General features: G+C 53.7%; 9 protein-coding genes. 5 read left to right on the top strand and 4 right to left on the bottom strand.

The window, feature by feature from the left end; translation table 11 throughout:
* Positions 1 to 615: 615 nt before the first annotated feature.
* The 4 genes from GSQ91_RS26040 to GSQ91_RS03670 form a co-directional block, all read right to left on the bottom strand.
* A complete protein-coding gene (locus GSQ91_RS26040; protein WP_256370362.1) occupies positions 616 to 741 on the bottom strand; it encodes a hypothetical protein in 126 nt (41 codons plus the stop codon).
* Positions 742 to 847: 106 nt separating this feature from the next.
* Entirely contained in the window at positions 848 to 1,843 is a 996-nt protein-coding gene (locus GSQ91_RS03680; RefSeq protein ID WP_158819897.1) for a GNAT family N-acetyltransferase, read from the bottom strand.
* A 178-nt stretch (positions 1,844 to 2,021) separates the two neighbouring features.
* A complete protein-coding gene (locus GSQ91_RS03675) occupies positions 2,022 to 8,429 on the bottom strand; it encodes an ATP-binding protein (RefSeq protein ID WP_158819896.1) in 6,408 nt (2,135 codons plus the stop codon).
* Between the two features lie 236 nt (positions 8,430 to 8,665).
* Positions 8,666 to 9,283 carry a histidine phosphatase family protein gene (locus tag GSQ91_RS03670; protein ID WP_158819895.1) on the bottom strand — a complete coding sequence of 206 codons (618 nt, stop codon included), beginning with the start codon at positions 9,281 to 9,283 and terminating at the stop codon, positions 8,666 to 8,668.
* Positions 9,284 to 10,339: 1,056 nt separating this feature from the next.
* On the opposite strand from GSQ91_RS03670, the gene GSQ91_RS03665 reads away from it, so the two are divergent.
* From GSQ91_RS03665 to GSQ91_RS03645, 5 genes are all read left to right on the top strand, one after another.
* Positions 10,340 to 10,558 carry a helix-turn-helix domain-containing protein gene (locus GSQ91_RS03665; protein ID WP_158819894.1) on the top strand — a complete coding sequence of 73 codons (219 nt, stop codon included), beginning with the start codon at positions 10,340 to 10,342 and terminating at the stop codon, positions 10,556 to 10,558.
* Between the two features lie 345 nt (positions 10,559 to 10,903).
* Positions 10,904 to 11,281 (top strand): hypothetical protein, encoded by a 378-nt coding sequence (locus GSQ91_RS03660; RefSeq protein ID WP_158819893.1) that lies wholly within the window; start codon positions 10,904 to 10,906, stop codon positions 11,279 to 11,281.
* A gap of 1,572 nt (positions 11,282 to 12,853) precedes the next feature.
* Positions 12,854 to 13,855 (top strand): alpha/beta hydrolase, encoded by a 1,002-nt coding sequence (locus tag GSQ91_RS03655; RefSeq protein WP_158819892.1) that lies wholly within the window; start codon positions 12,854 to 12,856, stop codon positions 13,853 to 13,855.
* Positions 13,856 to 14,018: 163 nt separating this feature from the next.
* Positions 14,019 to 15,167 (top strand): hypothetical protein, encoded by a 1,149-nt coding sequence (locus tag GSQ91_RS03650; RefSeq protein WP_158819891.1) that lies wholly within the window; start codon positions 14,019 to 14,021, stop codon positions 15,165 to 15,167.
* Between the two features lie 139 nt (positions 15,168 to 15,306).
* Positions 15,307 to 17,250, top strand: a complete 1,944-nt coding sequence (locus tag GSQ91_RS03645) for an amidase (RefSeq protein WP_158819890.1) — start codon at positions 15,307 to 15,309, stop codon at positions 17,248 to 17,250.
* The last annotated feature ends 50 nt before the right edge of the window (positions 17,251 to 17,300 follow it).

Genomic DNA, 17,300 nt, shown 5'->3' with positions numbered 1-17,300 from the left:
TGTTGGTCAGGTTGCGCCGTGGCTGTGAAGAGATCATCTGAGGGATGACCGCGGGAGATACCATCCCGCTACTCTATTTTCGGCAAGCTCAATCATATTTGATGTCGGCTGCATTTTCAAGCTGCGCCACCAATCCTTTGCCGTCTGTCTGCAAAACATCGACCGAGACGCTATTGGACCGACGTTGGTATCGATAGGCGCTGATGTCGCTGAGAAGGAATTTGGCTTCGCGCTAAATCTCTAGTGCAAATCGCCTAGTCACTCATTGAGTCGCGATTGGCAACCGAAAATCAGCTCTGGCACAGAGGTTCCGTGGCTGAGATCGGTAGACGACACTTGAGGATGCCACGGCTAGAGAGATCGACTTTAAATTCCGTCTTCGGCGAGCCATACCTGCGGGCCTAATAGTGTCCCACTCGCATCCAGCGGAGATTCCGGATCCGCATCATCCCGACGGATGGGAGAAGGTATGGAAAACCCGCAAACAAGCTGCCCTCACTGTGCGTGATGGACAGCGGTGGGCCGCTCGGGAGCTTATGGAACCCTGGCTCGCGCGTGGGTGGCTACCGTCGTGAGGTCGACGCTCAAAAGCTGGGGCCAGCGCTCCTCATCGCCTCAAGTCTCGTCCTCGCCATTCGAACAGCGCCGTGGAAACCGACGCATAGCGATGGCCTTGCGAATGTCGAGTGGCAGAAGGAAGTCGAGCACAGCGTCCGTATCGCTAAGGTTGTGCTTTCTCACTTGACCTCACAACATCCTGATCTCTTTAAATCGAAAGATGTAGCTTGGTACGTAGCGACAGATGACGACTCACCGAAGTGAGCCATTGGACGATACCAAGGAGCGGTTACGAATCGAGGCGATCTTGCTTAGCCGCAGGCTTCACATTCGGCAATGGGGCAATCTCCGATCTCTTCCAGAGAGTCAGACGTCCAGCATGTCCGTTCCAGGGCTGGCCGGCCTTCTTGAACCCCTGTTTCGATAATATTTTTTTCATGGCAACCGACGTGGTCGTGGAGAACAGGGGATCGCGTACATCAGTGAGTAGAGTCCGAACGAGCTTCTGACCGAGCCCGCTCCCGCGACAAGCCTTACTAATCGCGATATATCCCAACTCTGCAGTTCCGACTTCGATGCTCGACGAGCTATTCTTTGATATTTTTGCTGCGTAGACGCTGCGAAAAGGCTTAATAATTGCCAAACCAACTATTTCTTTACCACGCTTAGCAAGTACAATCTTCTTAGCTTCGGAAAGGCCTCTTTTAGCTATCGCGACGTCTACTGCGGCACCTTCTTTGAGTATTTCTGCACATTTCTCAGCTGCCGATTGTGAGAGCTTCTTTACGATGCTCACCGTATATTCGTCTTTCGGCATGATTTCGGATTTGATTTCTGCGTCGTTCTTGTCGGTCAGTTTAGCGTTGACCTTCTCTGCAAGCACATTCAATTCCTTTAGCGTCGATCCAATGAATTTTAGAAGCGCCTGCAACGCCTTAGTTTCTGGACTAGTAACCGAATCCTTGCTATCGATGATGGATTGGATCATTTCCAAGGATCTCTCATCAAGTTCCTCAACTGCATTCACGAGTTTTGCTTCGATCAAGTCCAAGAACAGCACTGAAACAGGAGGGGCGTTCTCCTTCTTGCGTTTGAATAAGGGCGGCTTACCGTCCATCAATAACGCAAGGTTCACAATCTCAGAGACGTCACGAAAGATATTGCCAGCAGCCTGGATGATGGGGGATCGCCGGTTCGTTTCCCAAATCGACGCATCTGGGCTTGTGGCGGCAAGGCACTGCAAGAGGTACTTGTAGCGAGCCAGCGGATAAGCGTTCGCAGGCAATGAGGTCCGCTTCTCCCATATCGAAAGGATCGTAGAGACAGCTTCCCGTTGGGCAGTTCGCCTCAGTTCTGCCGTCCTTGCACTCTTTGACTCCTCGATCAGAGCAGCGATATGGTGGCACATCCATCGCCCGAGAGTGTCTGTGTCATCATCAAGTCCAACCTCATTGACGATTGTGTTACCAAGTTCCAGAATTTCCGAGTGGGTCCTGGTAGGTCCCATCTGACTTGAGGATGAAATGTTTGTTGTACGTGTGGCGCTTTTCGTCCTGGTTGCTCTCGCCATAGCCATATCCTCGATTTGCTCTTGTGTTTTGTATGTGGACAATTAGGTCCATACCTTCACTTGCTAAAAACTGCTTCAAAGCCCGCTTGTCCATATAAAGACGCTCACCCTCAGAAGTCGGTCGATCGTCATATCGACGGTATCCACCATCTGTGACGATGCCGTCGCACCATCGTTCCCTGGTGAAGATGACTGCCCCGTCCGATCCAGTGATCGTTTCGTCATGAGGCCAGTTCGAATTCAAGTGGAATTTCTTTGTAACTGCGGAGCCAGGAATGTCCCCCGAGGCGGTTATCGATCCGCGGAAAGTATCGTGCTCATCGATTCGAGGTTCATTCGTATCCGGGTCCTTGAGCCAACCTCGGAGACGGTATGGTCCCTTATTGATCTCAAGGTCGTGACCTTCGGATGGAACATAGTAACGATAGTGGTTCGCGGATGATAGGGCTCTGGCCAACGAGAGCGCCCGATCCGGAGATACCAACGCTGTGCGAATTATCACTTCTGAACGAAACCATGGTGCTTGGGTCTCGTGCTGGCCTTCTACAACGATCTGGCTCGACGCGGAGTCGAGTCTTATCTCCTTTAAAGAGAACGCGATTTCGGGTTCACCCAGCCATTCTTCAATGCTTGCCCTGCTTAACGGCTCGAACCAAAACTGAGGTTCGAGTGGTTTGGGCGTTCTGAGAGAAGAGAGCCAGATCGGGGGGTATGTGAGCAGTTCCCTCTCTATCTTGAGGAACACGTTGTCGTACGACCATTCATCCTTTTCCTGAACGAGAGGTTCGGTTGCCAGAAGTTCCCCTAGGGTGCACCACATCGCGTGCCATTCGTAATATGTTGATGGTCTTTCGATCACCGGCGAAGAGCCGTGGCTGTTGGACCAAAGGTTCCAATCGCGCTCCGAAAATCGATTCAGTCTCTTTTCGTCCTTCCAGACACCAATGTCAGCTGGAACTTGCCACGTATTACTTATCCATTTGTCTGCCAGTGCGAGAAAGCGGTCCATCGGAACGTTAGCGAAACAGCTTACGATTGGCCTGTACCAATACGGAATCGTATCAATGGGGTCAAATCTGTGTCTCGTAGGAATTTTGTCTTCGTCTAGTTCTCTCTGGGTTTCATTCTTAGGCGCCCGCTTCAACGTCGATCTATTGATCGAGTTTAGAGACACCTTTTGTTTAGTGGAGAGGATTATCTTTCCGGCACCAGCGAGCTTCTTCAGCGCAGCTTGGGAAAAGGCCCTAATCAAAACGTGTGGAAAGGCAGAATCCGTTAAGAGAGCCCACATCGTTTCTTGAAGGGAAACGACACTGTCCGGTGCAAGGAGAGCGGCTTGATCTGCAGCTACCATCAACCAAAGCTTCCCTGCCATATCGTAAAAGGGAGCGGCTTGTTGTCGGAAGAGTCGGTCTGAAGTTCTTGTTGCTTCCGTTGCGAAGGCTCTGATAGTCTCAGTCTCGTCAAGAAGGGCCAATCTAACGAAGGCATACGCGGCCTGCCAACGTATACGCGTGTCCACATCGGTCATCACGGAAAATATGTACCGAGCAATACCGGCATGAACATCGGTTGGTATATCACTTGCGTCGATCAGATCGCGGTCACTGGGCGGAATATGAGTGACAAGGCGATCGGAATACCACTCCGCTAAGACGATAGCGTCGTTGACACCCAAGTTGACAGCGAGCAGTTCGACGAGTGGCAAGGCGGAGGGGGCCGATAGGGCCTCTGCATTCGCCGCAAGCCCCTCTAATACCACCTCAACAATCTGCTCCTGTCCGAGACGCGAATACTTGAGCAGGTCGTGGATGACGGAATGGCCAGAGCGTATCCACTGACCTAATTCGATGATGTTGTCGCGGATGAATGTGGGCATTGTGAGCCCACACCATCCTTCGACGGCTGGATCTTCGTGCCAGCGGTTGATGACTCGGACCAATTCACTATCTACAGAGTACCGATAACCTTTGCTATACAGTTCGCAAACGGAGTTGAGAAAAACTGTTCGCTGGGCAATTGGGATGCGGTCCGTTATCAAGTCCCACGCGACGTAGCTTTTATAGTGCTGGCCTCGTCGCTCGGCCTCCTCTTCCGCCTTCTTGATTGCATCTTGGAGTTCGGAAGAGTTCTGAAAGGCAATCGGCTCAGTCCACGGGCTATCCGCCTGCATAGCGGGACTGAGAGGTTTAGTCTCTTCATCTTTATCCGGATGCGTTGTTTGATAGGTCGACACGAAAGAAACGGTGCTGTCTAGAGAACGAGTCCATGGGCCCGGAAGAGCGTTCACCAGTTTCAACGACTTCACAACGTTGTCATTGAAGCCCTTCCCGAAGCGCAGCAGATCGTCCCACGCAACAATGTCCGCTATAGTAGCCCTGGTCTTCTGCGGAAGGCTGATCGAAGCCTCAGCGATTGCAACTAGGACCGGGGAGTTCCGATCATCGATTAGGGATGCCAATGCGCATGCTTGCCCGACTGTGAACTGTCCGGACTTTAATCCGGACATGACCGCAGGCGCTAAAATTCGATCCCTCTTCAACATTGCCGAGTCTTCCCATCGGGAAGCAATCCCAAGGGCAAGGCTCGGACACAAGCGAGTGAGGACCCCAGCAAAATGACCCCAATCGAATTCCCGGATATCGTCGAAGCGAAGAATGGCGTCGCCCGCAATGCAGACCATGTCCCGCCCCAACTGGGACTTCCGCTGAGTATCCAGTTCTGGGCAAGCTCTATCGACGAAGGCTGCCTGCACTCTGATTTGTAGGAGAACATCTTCATCGATATCATTGGCAAAATTTAGAGCCTTGATGAACATTGCACTCGCGCTGGGTTGGCTGATCGGCAGAATGAACCGTGCAAGCCGTATCATCGTATCGATTCGTTCAGAAGCGGGGATTTTTCTTTCTGGGAGTCTGGAACTCCAATCCGTTGTGTAGCGAAGCAGGTACTCGTGAATCTCGGGGCAGATGCGGAAAGCTGCAATAGCGCTCAACTGCTCGGTAGTTGCGAATTGGATTCGATCTCCGAATATTTCTACTGCCGTCTCGAGTAGCTGTTTGGCGGGAAGAGAATGGACAGTGAGTAACACAGACAAGGAACGTACGGTTTGTTCCCGTATCCTGCCAACTTCAAACTGACGACGGAGTTCATAGCTATCCAGCTTGGCCCCCGCGCGAATCGCTGTCAGCAAAGTAGACACGTCTACGTCCGATTTGCGGTCAAACAATAGCCTTGCGCGATGGGCGTAAACGCCGCACAGGGCATCGATATATGCACTCTTCTCGCGCTCTCGACCATCTGACTGCCCCTTGGTTTCGGCATCCGGGCTAGAGGGTGCAAGCCAATAGTTATTCGGATTCAGGGCGGCGCCACTGGTCAAGAATTGAAGAGCGAGTGACCGAAGCGTGAAGTCGAGGCCGCTATAGTCAAAAGCGGAAAAAGTGGTCCGTTCCCTGAGGCGGGAATTTACGAACTGCCCCAGCAAGGTCGAGATCGTCGATGGCGGCAATCCAGCCGAAACTGCAAGCTCGCAAGCGTCAATGACACTCTCCGTTAAGACTTTGCGATGAAGGTCTTCACGGCTAGCAAATGCGGAACCCCACAAAAATTTCCGGCTTCTTCTGTTCCAAATAGCCAAACTGCGGACGAGATCGTTTTGAGGAAAAGAGATCCGACCCTTCGCACATTGGACATAAATGAAAAGCTTCCAAGCAGGGTGGAGGCGTTTGCTCTCATAAAGTCTCTTGACGTCGTCAACTCGACCTGATGCGAGAAGCCGTTCTGTGACAAGAACTAGAACTGTCGGAAGAAAAATTCTGGGTATCCATCGCCGAAGTGATCGTAGGGCATAGTCGGGTCCATACACGATGATGTCGCCCTCGAAGGCAACGGCGATTTCGATATCGGAAAGAGGCCATTCATCTTTCGTTTGGTAGCGATCCTCTGGTTGGTTCTTTGAAGCGCCCTGGCGTCGCTTCATCCAAGCGTCCCGCTGCCTCTCTCGAGCGCGGGCCTGCAGAACATCTCCACGGATCGCGTCTTGGCGATACAAGTGGAACAGCAACGTACCGTGATTTCGATATTCGTTTGGATCACGAAGGATTAGAGTAGAAGCTCGTTCAGCACTACAGGATGCGGCCAAATCTGGATTATTAATGAGCCGATTTCGGATCACATCCTCTGTGGTTATGGCCTCTGTCCCGATGAGAAGAGTCTTTACGGCGTCGACGGGAGCGTTGAGTTCATGACAAATCTTGATACTTAGTTTGAGTCTTTGGAGTTGAACCTCACGGCGAAGAACAGGATCCGAAATGACCGCTGGCTCCTTCTCCGTTTGAATGAGGTCAACTAAGTCGTGCCCGCGGTTAGCCTTGAGTAAGGACGCGGCTACGTGCGTCGCCGCGTATGGGGATGCACTTCGGGACGACCACAGAATGCTCGCGACGTTGGTACAGAGCGAATTCGATAGATCTTTGCTCTCCTCTTCGAGGAACCGCTCGAAGTCTTCATCTGCAAGGGAAATCTCATCATTAGCCAGCTTGATGCCCGGTTTCAAGTCATTGCAAATGTCGGTTATCAGCGCTTCTGAGAGCTCAGTCACGGATGACAAGACACTTACCGGGATGGGTCTGGGAAGTTCGACGATGGCCGCACAGAGCTTTTTGATGTCGATGCTGCTACCGGACCTGAGGATAGCGGCCTGGATTTGTCCATTGAATACGTCCGAGAGGCCTTTGCCGTTCGGCAAGAGATATTGCATCGCGTCATTCAGTTTGCCTGACGCCAGGCTGCTATTGAGGGCGTAGTACTGAACGCGAGGATTATGGGACGAGAGCTCGTGAAACTGGTCCGTCCACGAATCGGCCACATTTGCCCAGTATGTTGCTACGTGCGCGGCAGTCTCCTCGGCAGAAAATTGCGAGATAGGGATGGGGCTGAAGACCGACGGTAAATCCAAGGAGCCGAGGCGTCCTGTCCTAGCAGTCACTATCACGGCGACGTTTCCCGGCAATTCTCCAAGCTTGAGAAAGTTCCGCACGAAGCTCGTCTCTGCAGGCTGGCAATTTGCAGCGGCCGAAATCGAATTGTCGGCAGCATCAATAGCAATCAAAAGGAGTGAGTCTGGGGCGATTACCTTTTGGAGATTTGCCGCTTCCTCAAGCCGCTCCATGAATCGTCTCGGAAAAGCTGTGTCCGAACCTGAGACAAGAAAAAGGGGCGCCTGGAACTCAGAGGCTAGTTCGTTAATCAGCTGGGTGAACGCATCTTTGTCCTGGTGTCGGTATCCATCTGAGTTTTGATATGTTCCTCCGCCATAGCAATCAAAGATGATCGTGGTCGATGATTGCGGCAAATTCTTCTGTATCTCTTGCAGCAAGGTGGTTTTTCCGGAACCGCCCTCACCATGGAGGCATATCCGGCGTGTACCCGACTTGATCAGCGTAAGAACTTCTTGGGTCTGCTTTCGGGGGACTGCATTGGCGATGAGTTTGATGTCCGGAGGACATGGAAAGATCGACTTCTGATCAGATACTCCAAACCTTGCCAATATGGATTCTCGTGTGACCACATCACGCAAGGCGTGGGGCATCATGTGTTCCCGAATCAACTGAAGGAGGTCGTTTAACTGAGTTCGAGAGTTTGTGTTGCTCCACGAGCCGATTGTCAGTAAAAGATTCTCTCGAAGCGCTACGCTTGAGGCGGACTTGCCTTCGATGACGAGGACATCACAGAACTCCGAAAAATCTGCTGCTGCTAAGCCAGAGGCTTTCCGGAGCTTCTCGATGTTCTCCCGCCGCTTTTTCGGAAGTGAGTGAAGCTTTGCTCGTGTGCTCGCGCGAATATCACGTAGGGCTTCGTTAACCTCTGGCGCGACTACGCGGTTAGTGACGAACTTCGGAATCGTCAACTTAGAGGCGTCGGCGCGGCGCACAGCGTGTGCCGCTTGGAACTGGTTGGCCAAACGCTTAATAATCGACTTTCCGTTCGGTGCTGAGCCCGTCAGTCCTGCTATGGTCCAGTTCTTATTCGGCGTCGCACTTGAGTACTTCAGTTGCACGAGCTCGATACGCTCGGCAGATTCGAAAGTGTTTCCACCATAGTAGAGAGCACAGTCAACCCCACTCCAAGCATCCTCATCGCCGGCAGCGCTATCGGATGCGCGAACTCCTTCGAGCGCAATAGCCCTTAGCGTCGTCTTGAGAGGAATGAGGCCGAGCGCGGCGTTTAAAGCCCATAGCTCATGAAAGCTGTCTCCAGCATTCGAGGCCTTTGCACCCAGATAGTCGCTTTGAGCCATAGAGCTTCGCTCCCTAAAGGTCTATCTACATTGCAGAGAGCACTCTACGGGACGGGCACCCAAGCAATAGAAATTACAGCTCTTAGATCAATCTATTCTAGATCGGATACAGTTCTATCGGACGCTAGGCTGCGCCGCTTCTTCCGGGTTCAATCTCATACGCATCATCATGGTCCGCCGAAACTCTAGCGATGCTTCGCCATCGCATCGGCCCTCTGCCGTGAGATCTCAAAAGATTACAGCCTCTTTGATCCGGAATATTCCCACCGGGTACCTTCCTTGCGAACTCGGATCAATTCGCCATTGGAAATAGGCTGACTTCCTTTCCCCCAGAATCCGCTCATTTTCTCTCGATTGCTCATGTTGGATTCAGTTACGAGCGAGCGGACAGCTTGCATGAATTGTCCATGGCTGAAGAGATAGATCAAAGTCTCGGTTGGGTACGATGCGAGACGCTGCAGAGCCGTCTGTGCTCGTTCCAGCAATGACGAGAAGCTCTCGGCTCCCGCTCCATCGCAGTATTCTGGATCGGCTTGCCCCCAATATTGCTCAATAAAAGGCATCCGTTCGATGCTCAGAGTGCCATTCCAACGGCCGGGCTGTAAATAGGTGAACTCTTGAATCGGCCAGACCTCGACCGGCACTTCAGGAAAGCGCTTCATTGTTGGAGCGGCAGTCTGCTGGGCACGTAAATATGGCGAAGTCACAATCAAATCGGGAACTTCAATCCAGCCCTCAGCCAATTCTCTGGCCTGCTCCCAGCCCAGTTCAGTCAGTTCTAAGAGCGCAAGGTCCTCACAGGGAATGCCAACATTTCCAGTGCTCTGCCCGTGGCGGATAAACACTGCTCTCATAGCTCCATCCGATCCTGGTCTTTCTTTTCTCGATGTCGTTCTGAAGCCGCCGATCGCCTGCAAATGGCACTGCAGTACAAGACTGGACTATTCCATTGTCTGGCCTTTTGCCGTTTTGCTTCATGAATCGATGCACCGCACCGAAGGCAAACTCGATCGATGTGGACTTCCCGCGCCAGGCGCTGGGATAGATCAGCATGGCCGATATGTAACGATCCACAGTCCGGACACTCGTAGGCAATGACGAGCGCTCCCTCTCTTGTGGTCGCGAGCTCCGCCTGTCTCTCGGCCGACTTCCAACTGCGATAGACGGCCTTTCCATCGCACCGTCGAGATGTCTGAGTTGGTAGCTCTTTTTGCATCTTATTGCGTCAACAATAAACTAATGATTCCGTTCGAAGCCCTAACGAGCCTTCGCGGTTCTGTAGCGCCCGGATTTGCGGCGGAACTTCGCACAGGCGCGACGAAGACTGTGGACACTGAACCGCTCTATGCCAATTTTCGTCACCAACCGTTGTACGACGAACCAATTTACAAATGCTGACGCCATCTCCTACATAGAGATGCAAAGAAGCCCAACCTGCAATTAGGCTGGGCTTCTGCCTGCAATCAACGTTCCTCTGGAGAAAGAGACATTGAGGCAACTCAAAGTAGGACGACGAACTCGTGTTCTCTGCTTGATTTCGGATGTGCTTATTGCACGCTGAGAGTGCAGATAATATTCCTAACAGTACGGCATTCCTGAATTACCGTTTCATCGTGGGGAATCTCGGGATACCGGCCGCAGATCTCCATCCTTATCATGTTCGCCTCCAGCCAAAGACCTAGCCTCCTCTGCTCTAGCCTCCGCAGCTTCAGTCTCTGCGTCTTCGGCGCTTATGGCGAAATCATCCTCGTCACACCCGTCCTCGTGAGACTCCCCACAATAGGGGCACATCGGTTGGCTTTCATTGAGAGGTTCCATTGAGACCCAACTCCTTGTTTGGTGGTCAAACTCTTAGCAATCTGTAGGCAATTGCCAACAGGATACGGCAAGCATAACGCGACCATTGTAGGATGTCCAGTTCTGACATCCGTATCCAGTTCGGCGACCGCATCCGCGCGCTTCGCCTGAAACGTGGATGGACGCAGGTGGAGATGTCAGATTTCTTGGCAATGGATCGAAGTTATCTCTCCGAGATTGAAACGGGGAAAAAAGACCCCAGTTTGACCACGCTCCAAACGATTGCCGCGGGGCTTTCGATCACGATCTCTAAACTGACTGAAGGGTTGTGAAGTGAAATCCTGTTAGAGCTAGCGAGGCATGACGATGGTCGATGCGTAAATGCTTCCGGCAGGTTCGGAAAGCAGCTTCTCGCGCCACTCAGCTAGACGCTTACAGAGACGCGATAACGCCGTTCTTGGGGAATACCAACAGCTTAGTCACCCTTCACTGCTCGTGAGTCCCGACGCCAAAATCAATCTATTTCATGATCGCTTTTTCTACCGATGACTGGAAGAGCTAATTAGCGAGCGGCCGTCAGAAATAGAACCGATGTGAGATGACTTCACTCGTGGACATATCACGATATAGCAAGCTAGACTGGCCTCCATGTTGGCAATTGCCAACATGGAGGATCGATGCCAAGAATCGACGATACACTCAGCCGAATCAGACGGCACGCCGACATCATAGACCGGATCGATCCAACTGCATTTTCAGATTGCGACGAGGCAGTCCTTAAACTACAGAACCAAAACTCAGAATTCTGGTCTGATCTTCCCCGCGTGCTGTATGTAGTCTCTCGCTTTATATTCACCGAACTCAAGCAGCAGGGTCTCGACAAGCACCCACTATCGGATTATCAAGACAGAATTGCCCGCATCCTCAATGCTCTCGAGCATCCGACTCTAATTGTCCTTCTGGTAGATCTTGTTTTCCAGCGAGCTGGCCAAGGGGAAGATGCTCTCAACGTCCTTGATGAAGCCCTCGTTGTTGCAGTCGCATGCCAGTCTTAGCAAGACATTCGCTATCTATGCGCGAGCTCTCATCTGTTTCCGCGGCCTAATCATAGGCCGCATATTGCAAGGTTCTTTGACTTGCCATTGAGCTATTATTCGCATCAACTTCAGACGTAGCTAGAGACGCGCCACAGCGCAACGCTTATCACACTAATTGTTTCATCCCACCCCACAGGGGACAGATGGCCGTCGTTTGACGAATCGTGTAGCCTTTCTCAAGGCCTAGTAAAGGACAGTATTCTTCGCGGAAACATTGCATTTTGAGCGCTCCTGCAAAGAGCCTCGTCCAGTCATGTCCCCTGCATGAATAAACACATCGCAGATTAGCATTTCCCAGCTCTGCCGGCCGTGGGTATCGCTGATTGCGGCTACCCTCATCTCCTCAGTACTGCAATTGATTCCGCTGGTCCCTCTGGACCCAACGGGACGCGAGGATGCAAATATGAACCCGGCAAGCATATCGTGCACGACAATCCGGGCAGTGGCTGCTACGGCGATCCAGATGGCGCTGGCACGCGATTGATGTTAGTGCATTACGATAACGCACCCGACCAGAAAAGAGCCAGGCTCCAAAGGAAGATCAGTACGGGATGACCGAGAGAGATCGTTATGTTTTCTCCCATAAATACCTTCAACGTGGATTAGGCGCTGAACGGTCCGCAGCTTCTCTCTCCTTGAGAGCTGGGATTAAGATCGCGGCGACCGCAGAGTTTACGAACGACGTCATCGTGTACTTGTCTTTGGAGTTCGCGGGCGCAGCATCCTTCAATTGTCTGGTTAACTTCTTAAACTCTAGATAGAGCGCGAAAGGCATTCTCATGCTGAAAGTCTGAGTAGGTTGTCTGTCTGCCTGATCAGCTAATCGATCGATTTCGTTGAACAAGACTTCTGATTGTCGCTCGCCGTGGTTTGCCATGTTGTTCGACTCCAGCGCTTGCCAATGTAGATCTAGCATCTGTGATAGCCTCCGATACCGCCGAGGCTATCACAGATGAACCCAGTTAGTTACCATATTGTTCCGGAAATTTCTGGTTTTTATTGGGATTTCCTAGGCATTTATCCGACAGTCGATAGAAGCTCTCCAGGGCAGCTAAAAATATGGCGAAGGTACCTATTGTGAGTTAGATGATCGGCAGCCGCTGGATAAACCCAATTACATGGCTCTAACTGCTTGTTTCAGGTTATGCGTCTTTATCGATTGAAAATATCATTTTATGGTTCCGCGAGTGACATCGTTATATTTTGCAAGCAGCTGCAAACGACTCACTCTAAAGGATCAAGGGTTTCGGGTTATGTGTCCGTCTACACTTTTGGAAACAGCAAAGCCCGCGGCCAATACCGCGGGCTTTGCTGTTTTCAGGTCTCGTTCCCTTTTGGGGTGACGTACTTGATGAGAAGATTTCGCGCGTCTCGTTCGAGTTCAGGACCACGCTGCCGGGCGATTATGGCAATTGCCATTGATTCCAAAGGGTTTTGGAACTAATTTAGAAAAACCTAAGATGTTGCAGACAACAAAGCGTTTTGTATTGGTTCATAGCTTCTATAACTGGGTACCGCTCAGTTGGAAAGTTGAACATTACGAACATGCTGAAAAACGGTTATAGAGTCTTCGCCTTCGTCCTATTGGCCTCCACGGGATTGCAAGCTTTCGCACAAAGTCACCGGCACGAACGCGCCGCCTCGTCGTCATCTCATGAAGAGTCGGCCAACTGTTATGATCCTGCGGATCGAGCGGATATACGCCTGTGGGACGGGCGTGCGCCAGGGGCAATCGGCGATGATCCATGCAGAGACATTCCTTATCTCCGCATGTTCCCCGCACGGACAGAAGGATCTTCTCCGAGGCCTGCGATCCTCATTATTCCGGGTGGTGGCTATGACCGCCTAACGGATGAGAAGGAACAAGCGCCGGTTGCAGAGTACTTTTCGCAAACGCTTCATGCGACCTCGTTTGTCTTGTACTACCGGCTCGCGCAGAAGGACGGAAGCTACCGTTACCCAGTTCCGATGTGGGATGGGCAGCGTGCCCTCAAGCTGATCCGCTATCGCGCCGCTCAACTTGGAATCGACTCACAGCGAGTAGCTCTGTTTGGATTCTCGGCAGGTGGACACCTGGCTAGTACGCTTACCCTGCACTCCGCCACCGACTTCGGCCTGCCGGTGCATGATGCCGTGGATGCAGAACGTGGACGCCCGGAGCTGCTTGGTTTGGGATATCCGGTGATCTCGATGGATCCTGCCGACGTGCCCCCTTCCGGTTCTTACCGCAATCTGCTTCGCGGGTTCGAGGGACCAGAGTTGCAGCATCTTCAGACATACCTCTCCGGCGAGAAGAATGTAACACCGCACACGCCTCCGGTCTTTCTGTTCGAGAGCATGGATGACGCAAAGATCAGCCCACAGAACAGCGTGCTATTCGTCGCGGCTCTGAAGGCGCAAGGAATCCCGGTGGACGCGCATTTATTCGCCCATGGCGAGCATGGCGCCGGTCTGGCCGTAGGCATTCCTGAAGAGAGTGCGTGGCCGGAGATGTTCCAACGCTGGCTCATCCAACAACGCTTCCTGAAGTAACTGAATCTGCCGGACTATCTGCGGCAGGCGCCTCCATGGGCCTGCTCGGAGCTCGCATACACACAATACGGCCGCCTTCGTGCGCGATGCCGTTCCTCATAAGAAGCGCAGACTCCAGATCGCTCCACGAATGGAGACCCCTAAAAAGGAAATGGAAATATTGATGAAGCAGAATGCAATGACGCTCTTTCGTTCGAGATCGACAACGTTCGCCCTCGTGGCTGCCGTCTCCGCACTTCCTCTATGCACCCTAGGATGCGGAACGAACGGTCACCCTATCACCGTCTCCAGCACGCCGCCGACCCAACACATCCTGTTTGTGGGCGACAGTTTTACGCACGGGCGCTACCTGCCTGTTCGAACCTACAACAACACACCCGTCACGGGTGGTTTGGGCTCCACGGCGGCATCGGCACAGGTCGTCGATGAGAACTTCAATACGACAGTGACGGCGCGGATGGAGAGTCAACCTGGCGAAACGGGGCCGTGGGGTGGAATCCCGGGCATCTTCGCCGAGCTCGCTGTCGAAACCGGGCTGCCCTACAACGTGCACATCGAAGCTATCTCCGAGACACCGCTGATCACCAATTACAACGCAGCCCAGGACGTGATCAATCAGTCCCTCTGGAATACCGTGGTCTTGCAAGAAGCCAGTTTCCAGCCAATCCCTGTTGCTCTTTCAAAAAACAGCAAAAGCGATCCCTCGGTCTTCTGCGATGCCGTCGGCACGATCGAGCAGGGCGTGCATACTGCGGCGCCGAACGCGAATGTATATCTCTATCAGACCTGGGCGCCAGCCGATACCGCCTATGAGGATAGTGACACCACCCCGTTCTCACCCTCGGCCTACCTCACGTCTCTGGGCAAACTTACGGACGCCTATCATGACGTGTACTTGAGCGCCGCGATGCAGGATGGCCACATCGCCGGCATCGCGGCGGTGGGCGATGCCTGGTCGCGTGCCTGGAGTGAAGGCGTTGCCAACCCTGATCCCTATGGAGGCTCCGCAACAGGCGTTTCCCTCAGCTTCAACTATCAGCCTGGGAGCGAGCCGTCGACGGTCGATACGCCCACCGATGCAGGATTCCATCATCCCAGCATTTATGGCGCATACCTCAGTGGCCTGGTGCTCTTTCAGAAGATCACCGGCACGGATGTTCGTACGTTCGGAGGAAGCGAGCAGGCGGCGGCGACACTGGGCATCTCACCTGCCGTTGCAGTTCAGTTGCAGCAGGTCGCATGGAAATCGGTGACACAGGAGAGCGATCAACTCGTGAATCCAAATGTGGATCTCTGCAGCCTGAAGCATTAGTGCCTACAGCTGATCTCATACCGCCCACTGTAGAAACGAGCCTTGAGCGAGCGGGATACTCATCACGAGTTGGATCGAGCATAAGGTTTCGTAATAGGCTCCGCGTATCCTGCGAGGGTTTGCGATGCAATAATTTCGCATGACCTTCGACGCCAATGCTTCCTCAGCCGGGATCGCCCGCCGGCGCTTTCTTGCTGTCTCTGCTGCTGCTGGACTAGGTGGAACTCTATTTCCAGGCGCGCTGCTGGCTCTTGCTACGCAGCCTATAGCAACTTCCTCGGGTGTTAGCGGTGCAGCCCCTGCCGCAGACGCACAGCCCGACCTGCGGGGGTGGCCGCCGATTACGCCAGAGATGATCGATGCGGCAGCCGCCATTGCGGCGATCAAACTTACCGACGAGCAGAAGCAGATGATGCTCGAAGGTCTCGTCGGTCAGCGCAACTCCGCGTTGCGGGTACGAACCTTACACCTGGCCAATAGTGTTGCTCCGACGAGCGTCTTCAATCCGTTGCCCGCAGGAACTCCTGCTACCCATTCGGCGGGCTCCATGCCGGTACGACTCGGTCCTGCACCGAATACCAGCACTCTTTCTGTCTCAGCTCTTGTCTCGCAAGAGGAGACCGTGGCCTTCGCCACGGTGCGTGAACTTGGCGAGGCGCTCCGCTTGCGCAAGCTCACCTCCGTTGCGCTGACGAAGATGTATCTTGCGCGCCTGAAGCGCTACGATCCGGCGTTGCACTTCGTCATCACGCTTACGGAAGAACGTGCTATCGCGCAGGCTGAACAGGCCGACCGCGAGATCGCTGCCGGCAAGTATCGTGGCCCGCTGCATGGCATTCCCTGGGGCGCTAAAGACCTGCTCGCGGTGAAGGGCTACCCGACCACATGGGGCGCAGCAGGCTTTGAACAACAGCACTTCGACGAAGACGCCGAGGTGGTGAAACGCCTGGATGCCGCAGGCGCTATCTTGGTGGCGAAGCTCAGCATGGGAGCGCTGGCGCAGGGCGATCTGTGGTTTGGGGGCCGCACACGCAATCCCTGGAACCTGCGGCAGGGTTCGAGTGGAAGCTCCGCGGGTTCGGCCTCGGCGGTTGGGGCGGGCTGCGTGGGCTTTGCGATCGGAACTGAAACTCTGGGGTCTATCTCCAGCCCGTCCACGCGCTGCGGTGCGACGGGCCTTCGGCCTAGTTTTGGATTGGTCCCGCGCACGGGGGCGATGGCGCTCTCATGGTCGATGGACAAGATCGGACCCATCGCCCGCTCGGTCGAAGATTGCGCACTCGTGCTCAATGCGATCTACGGGCCGGATGATCACGACCGAAGCGTGCAGCCTGCTCCGTTTCATGTGGACCTCACGCTCGATGTACGCCGACTGCGCGTGGGATATTTGAAATCTGCTTTTGAGGCTCCGGTCTTTCAGCCGCTATCGGCAGAAGAGACGAGCAAACTCTCTGCCGCCGAGCGTGCCAGCCGAGAGCAGACGCATCGTGCCGAATTCGATCGACGTGTCTATGATGCAAAGTTTGAAGCAGCTACGCTCGACCACCTGCGAGCCATGGGCGTTGCGCTCACGCCGGTAGAGCTGCCGGGATTTCATTTTTCGGCGCTGCTCAGCGTCCTCAGCGCGGAGGGCGCTGCGGCCTTCGACGAGCTCACGCTCTCCGGGCGCGATAGGCTGCTCACGGGACAAAAGCCTTACGACTGGCCTAACGAGTTCCGCACCGCACGATTTATCCCAGCTGTCGACTACATCCAGGCTCAGCGCGCTCGCAGCGTGGCTATCACAGCGATGCACGAACTCTTTCTCGGCGTTGATGTCATCGTTACGCCCAGCGGAGGATCACAGCTAACGGCGACCAATCTCTGCGGACAACCAGCGGTGATTGTGCCCAATGGGCTGCGCGGCGATGACGCGCCCCCGTTCTCTGCCGGTATAGACGAGTGGCCTGACTATGGTGGTCCCGGCACGCCGGTATCCATCACCTTTCTTGCGCCGCTCTACGGCGAAGCCAAGGCCTGCGCGCTCGCTGCTGCGTACCAACAGAAGACCGGGTTTCATCGACTGCATCCAAAGATCGGATAGAGCCTGTCATCCGATGTGCGCACGAATCATTAAGCAGAAGACCCCACGTC

It is taken from the genome of Granulicella sp. S156 (assembly GCF_009766105.1).
Classification (GTDB): domain Bacteria; phylum Acidobacteriota; class Terriglobia; order Terriglobales; family Acidobacteriaceae; genus Granulicella.
The sequence above is the reverse complement of the archived record's forward strand: the minus strand, read 5'-3'. Positions and strand labels throughout refer to the sequence as shown.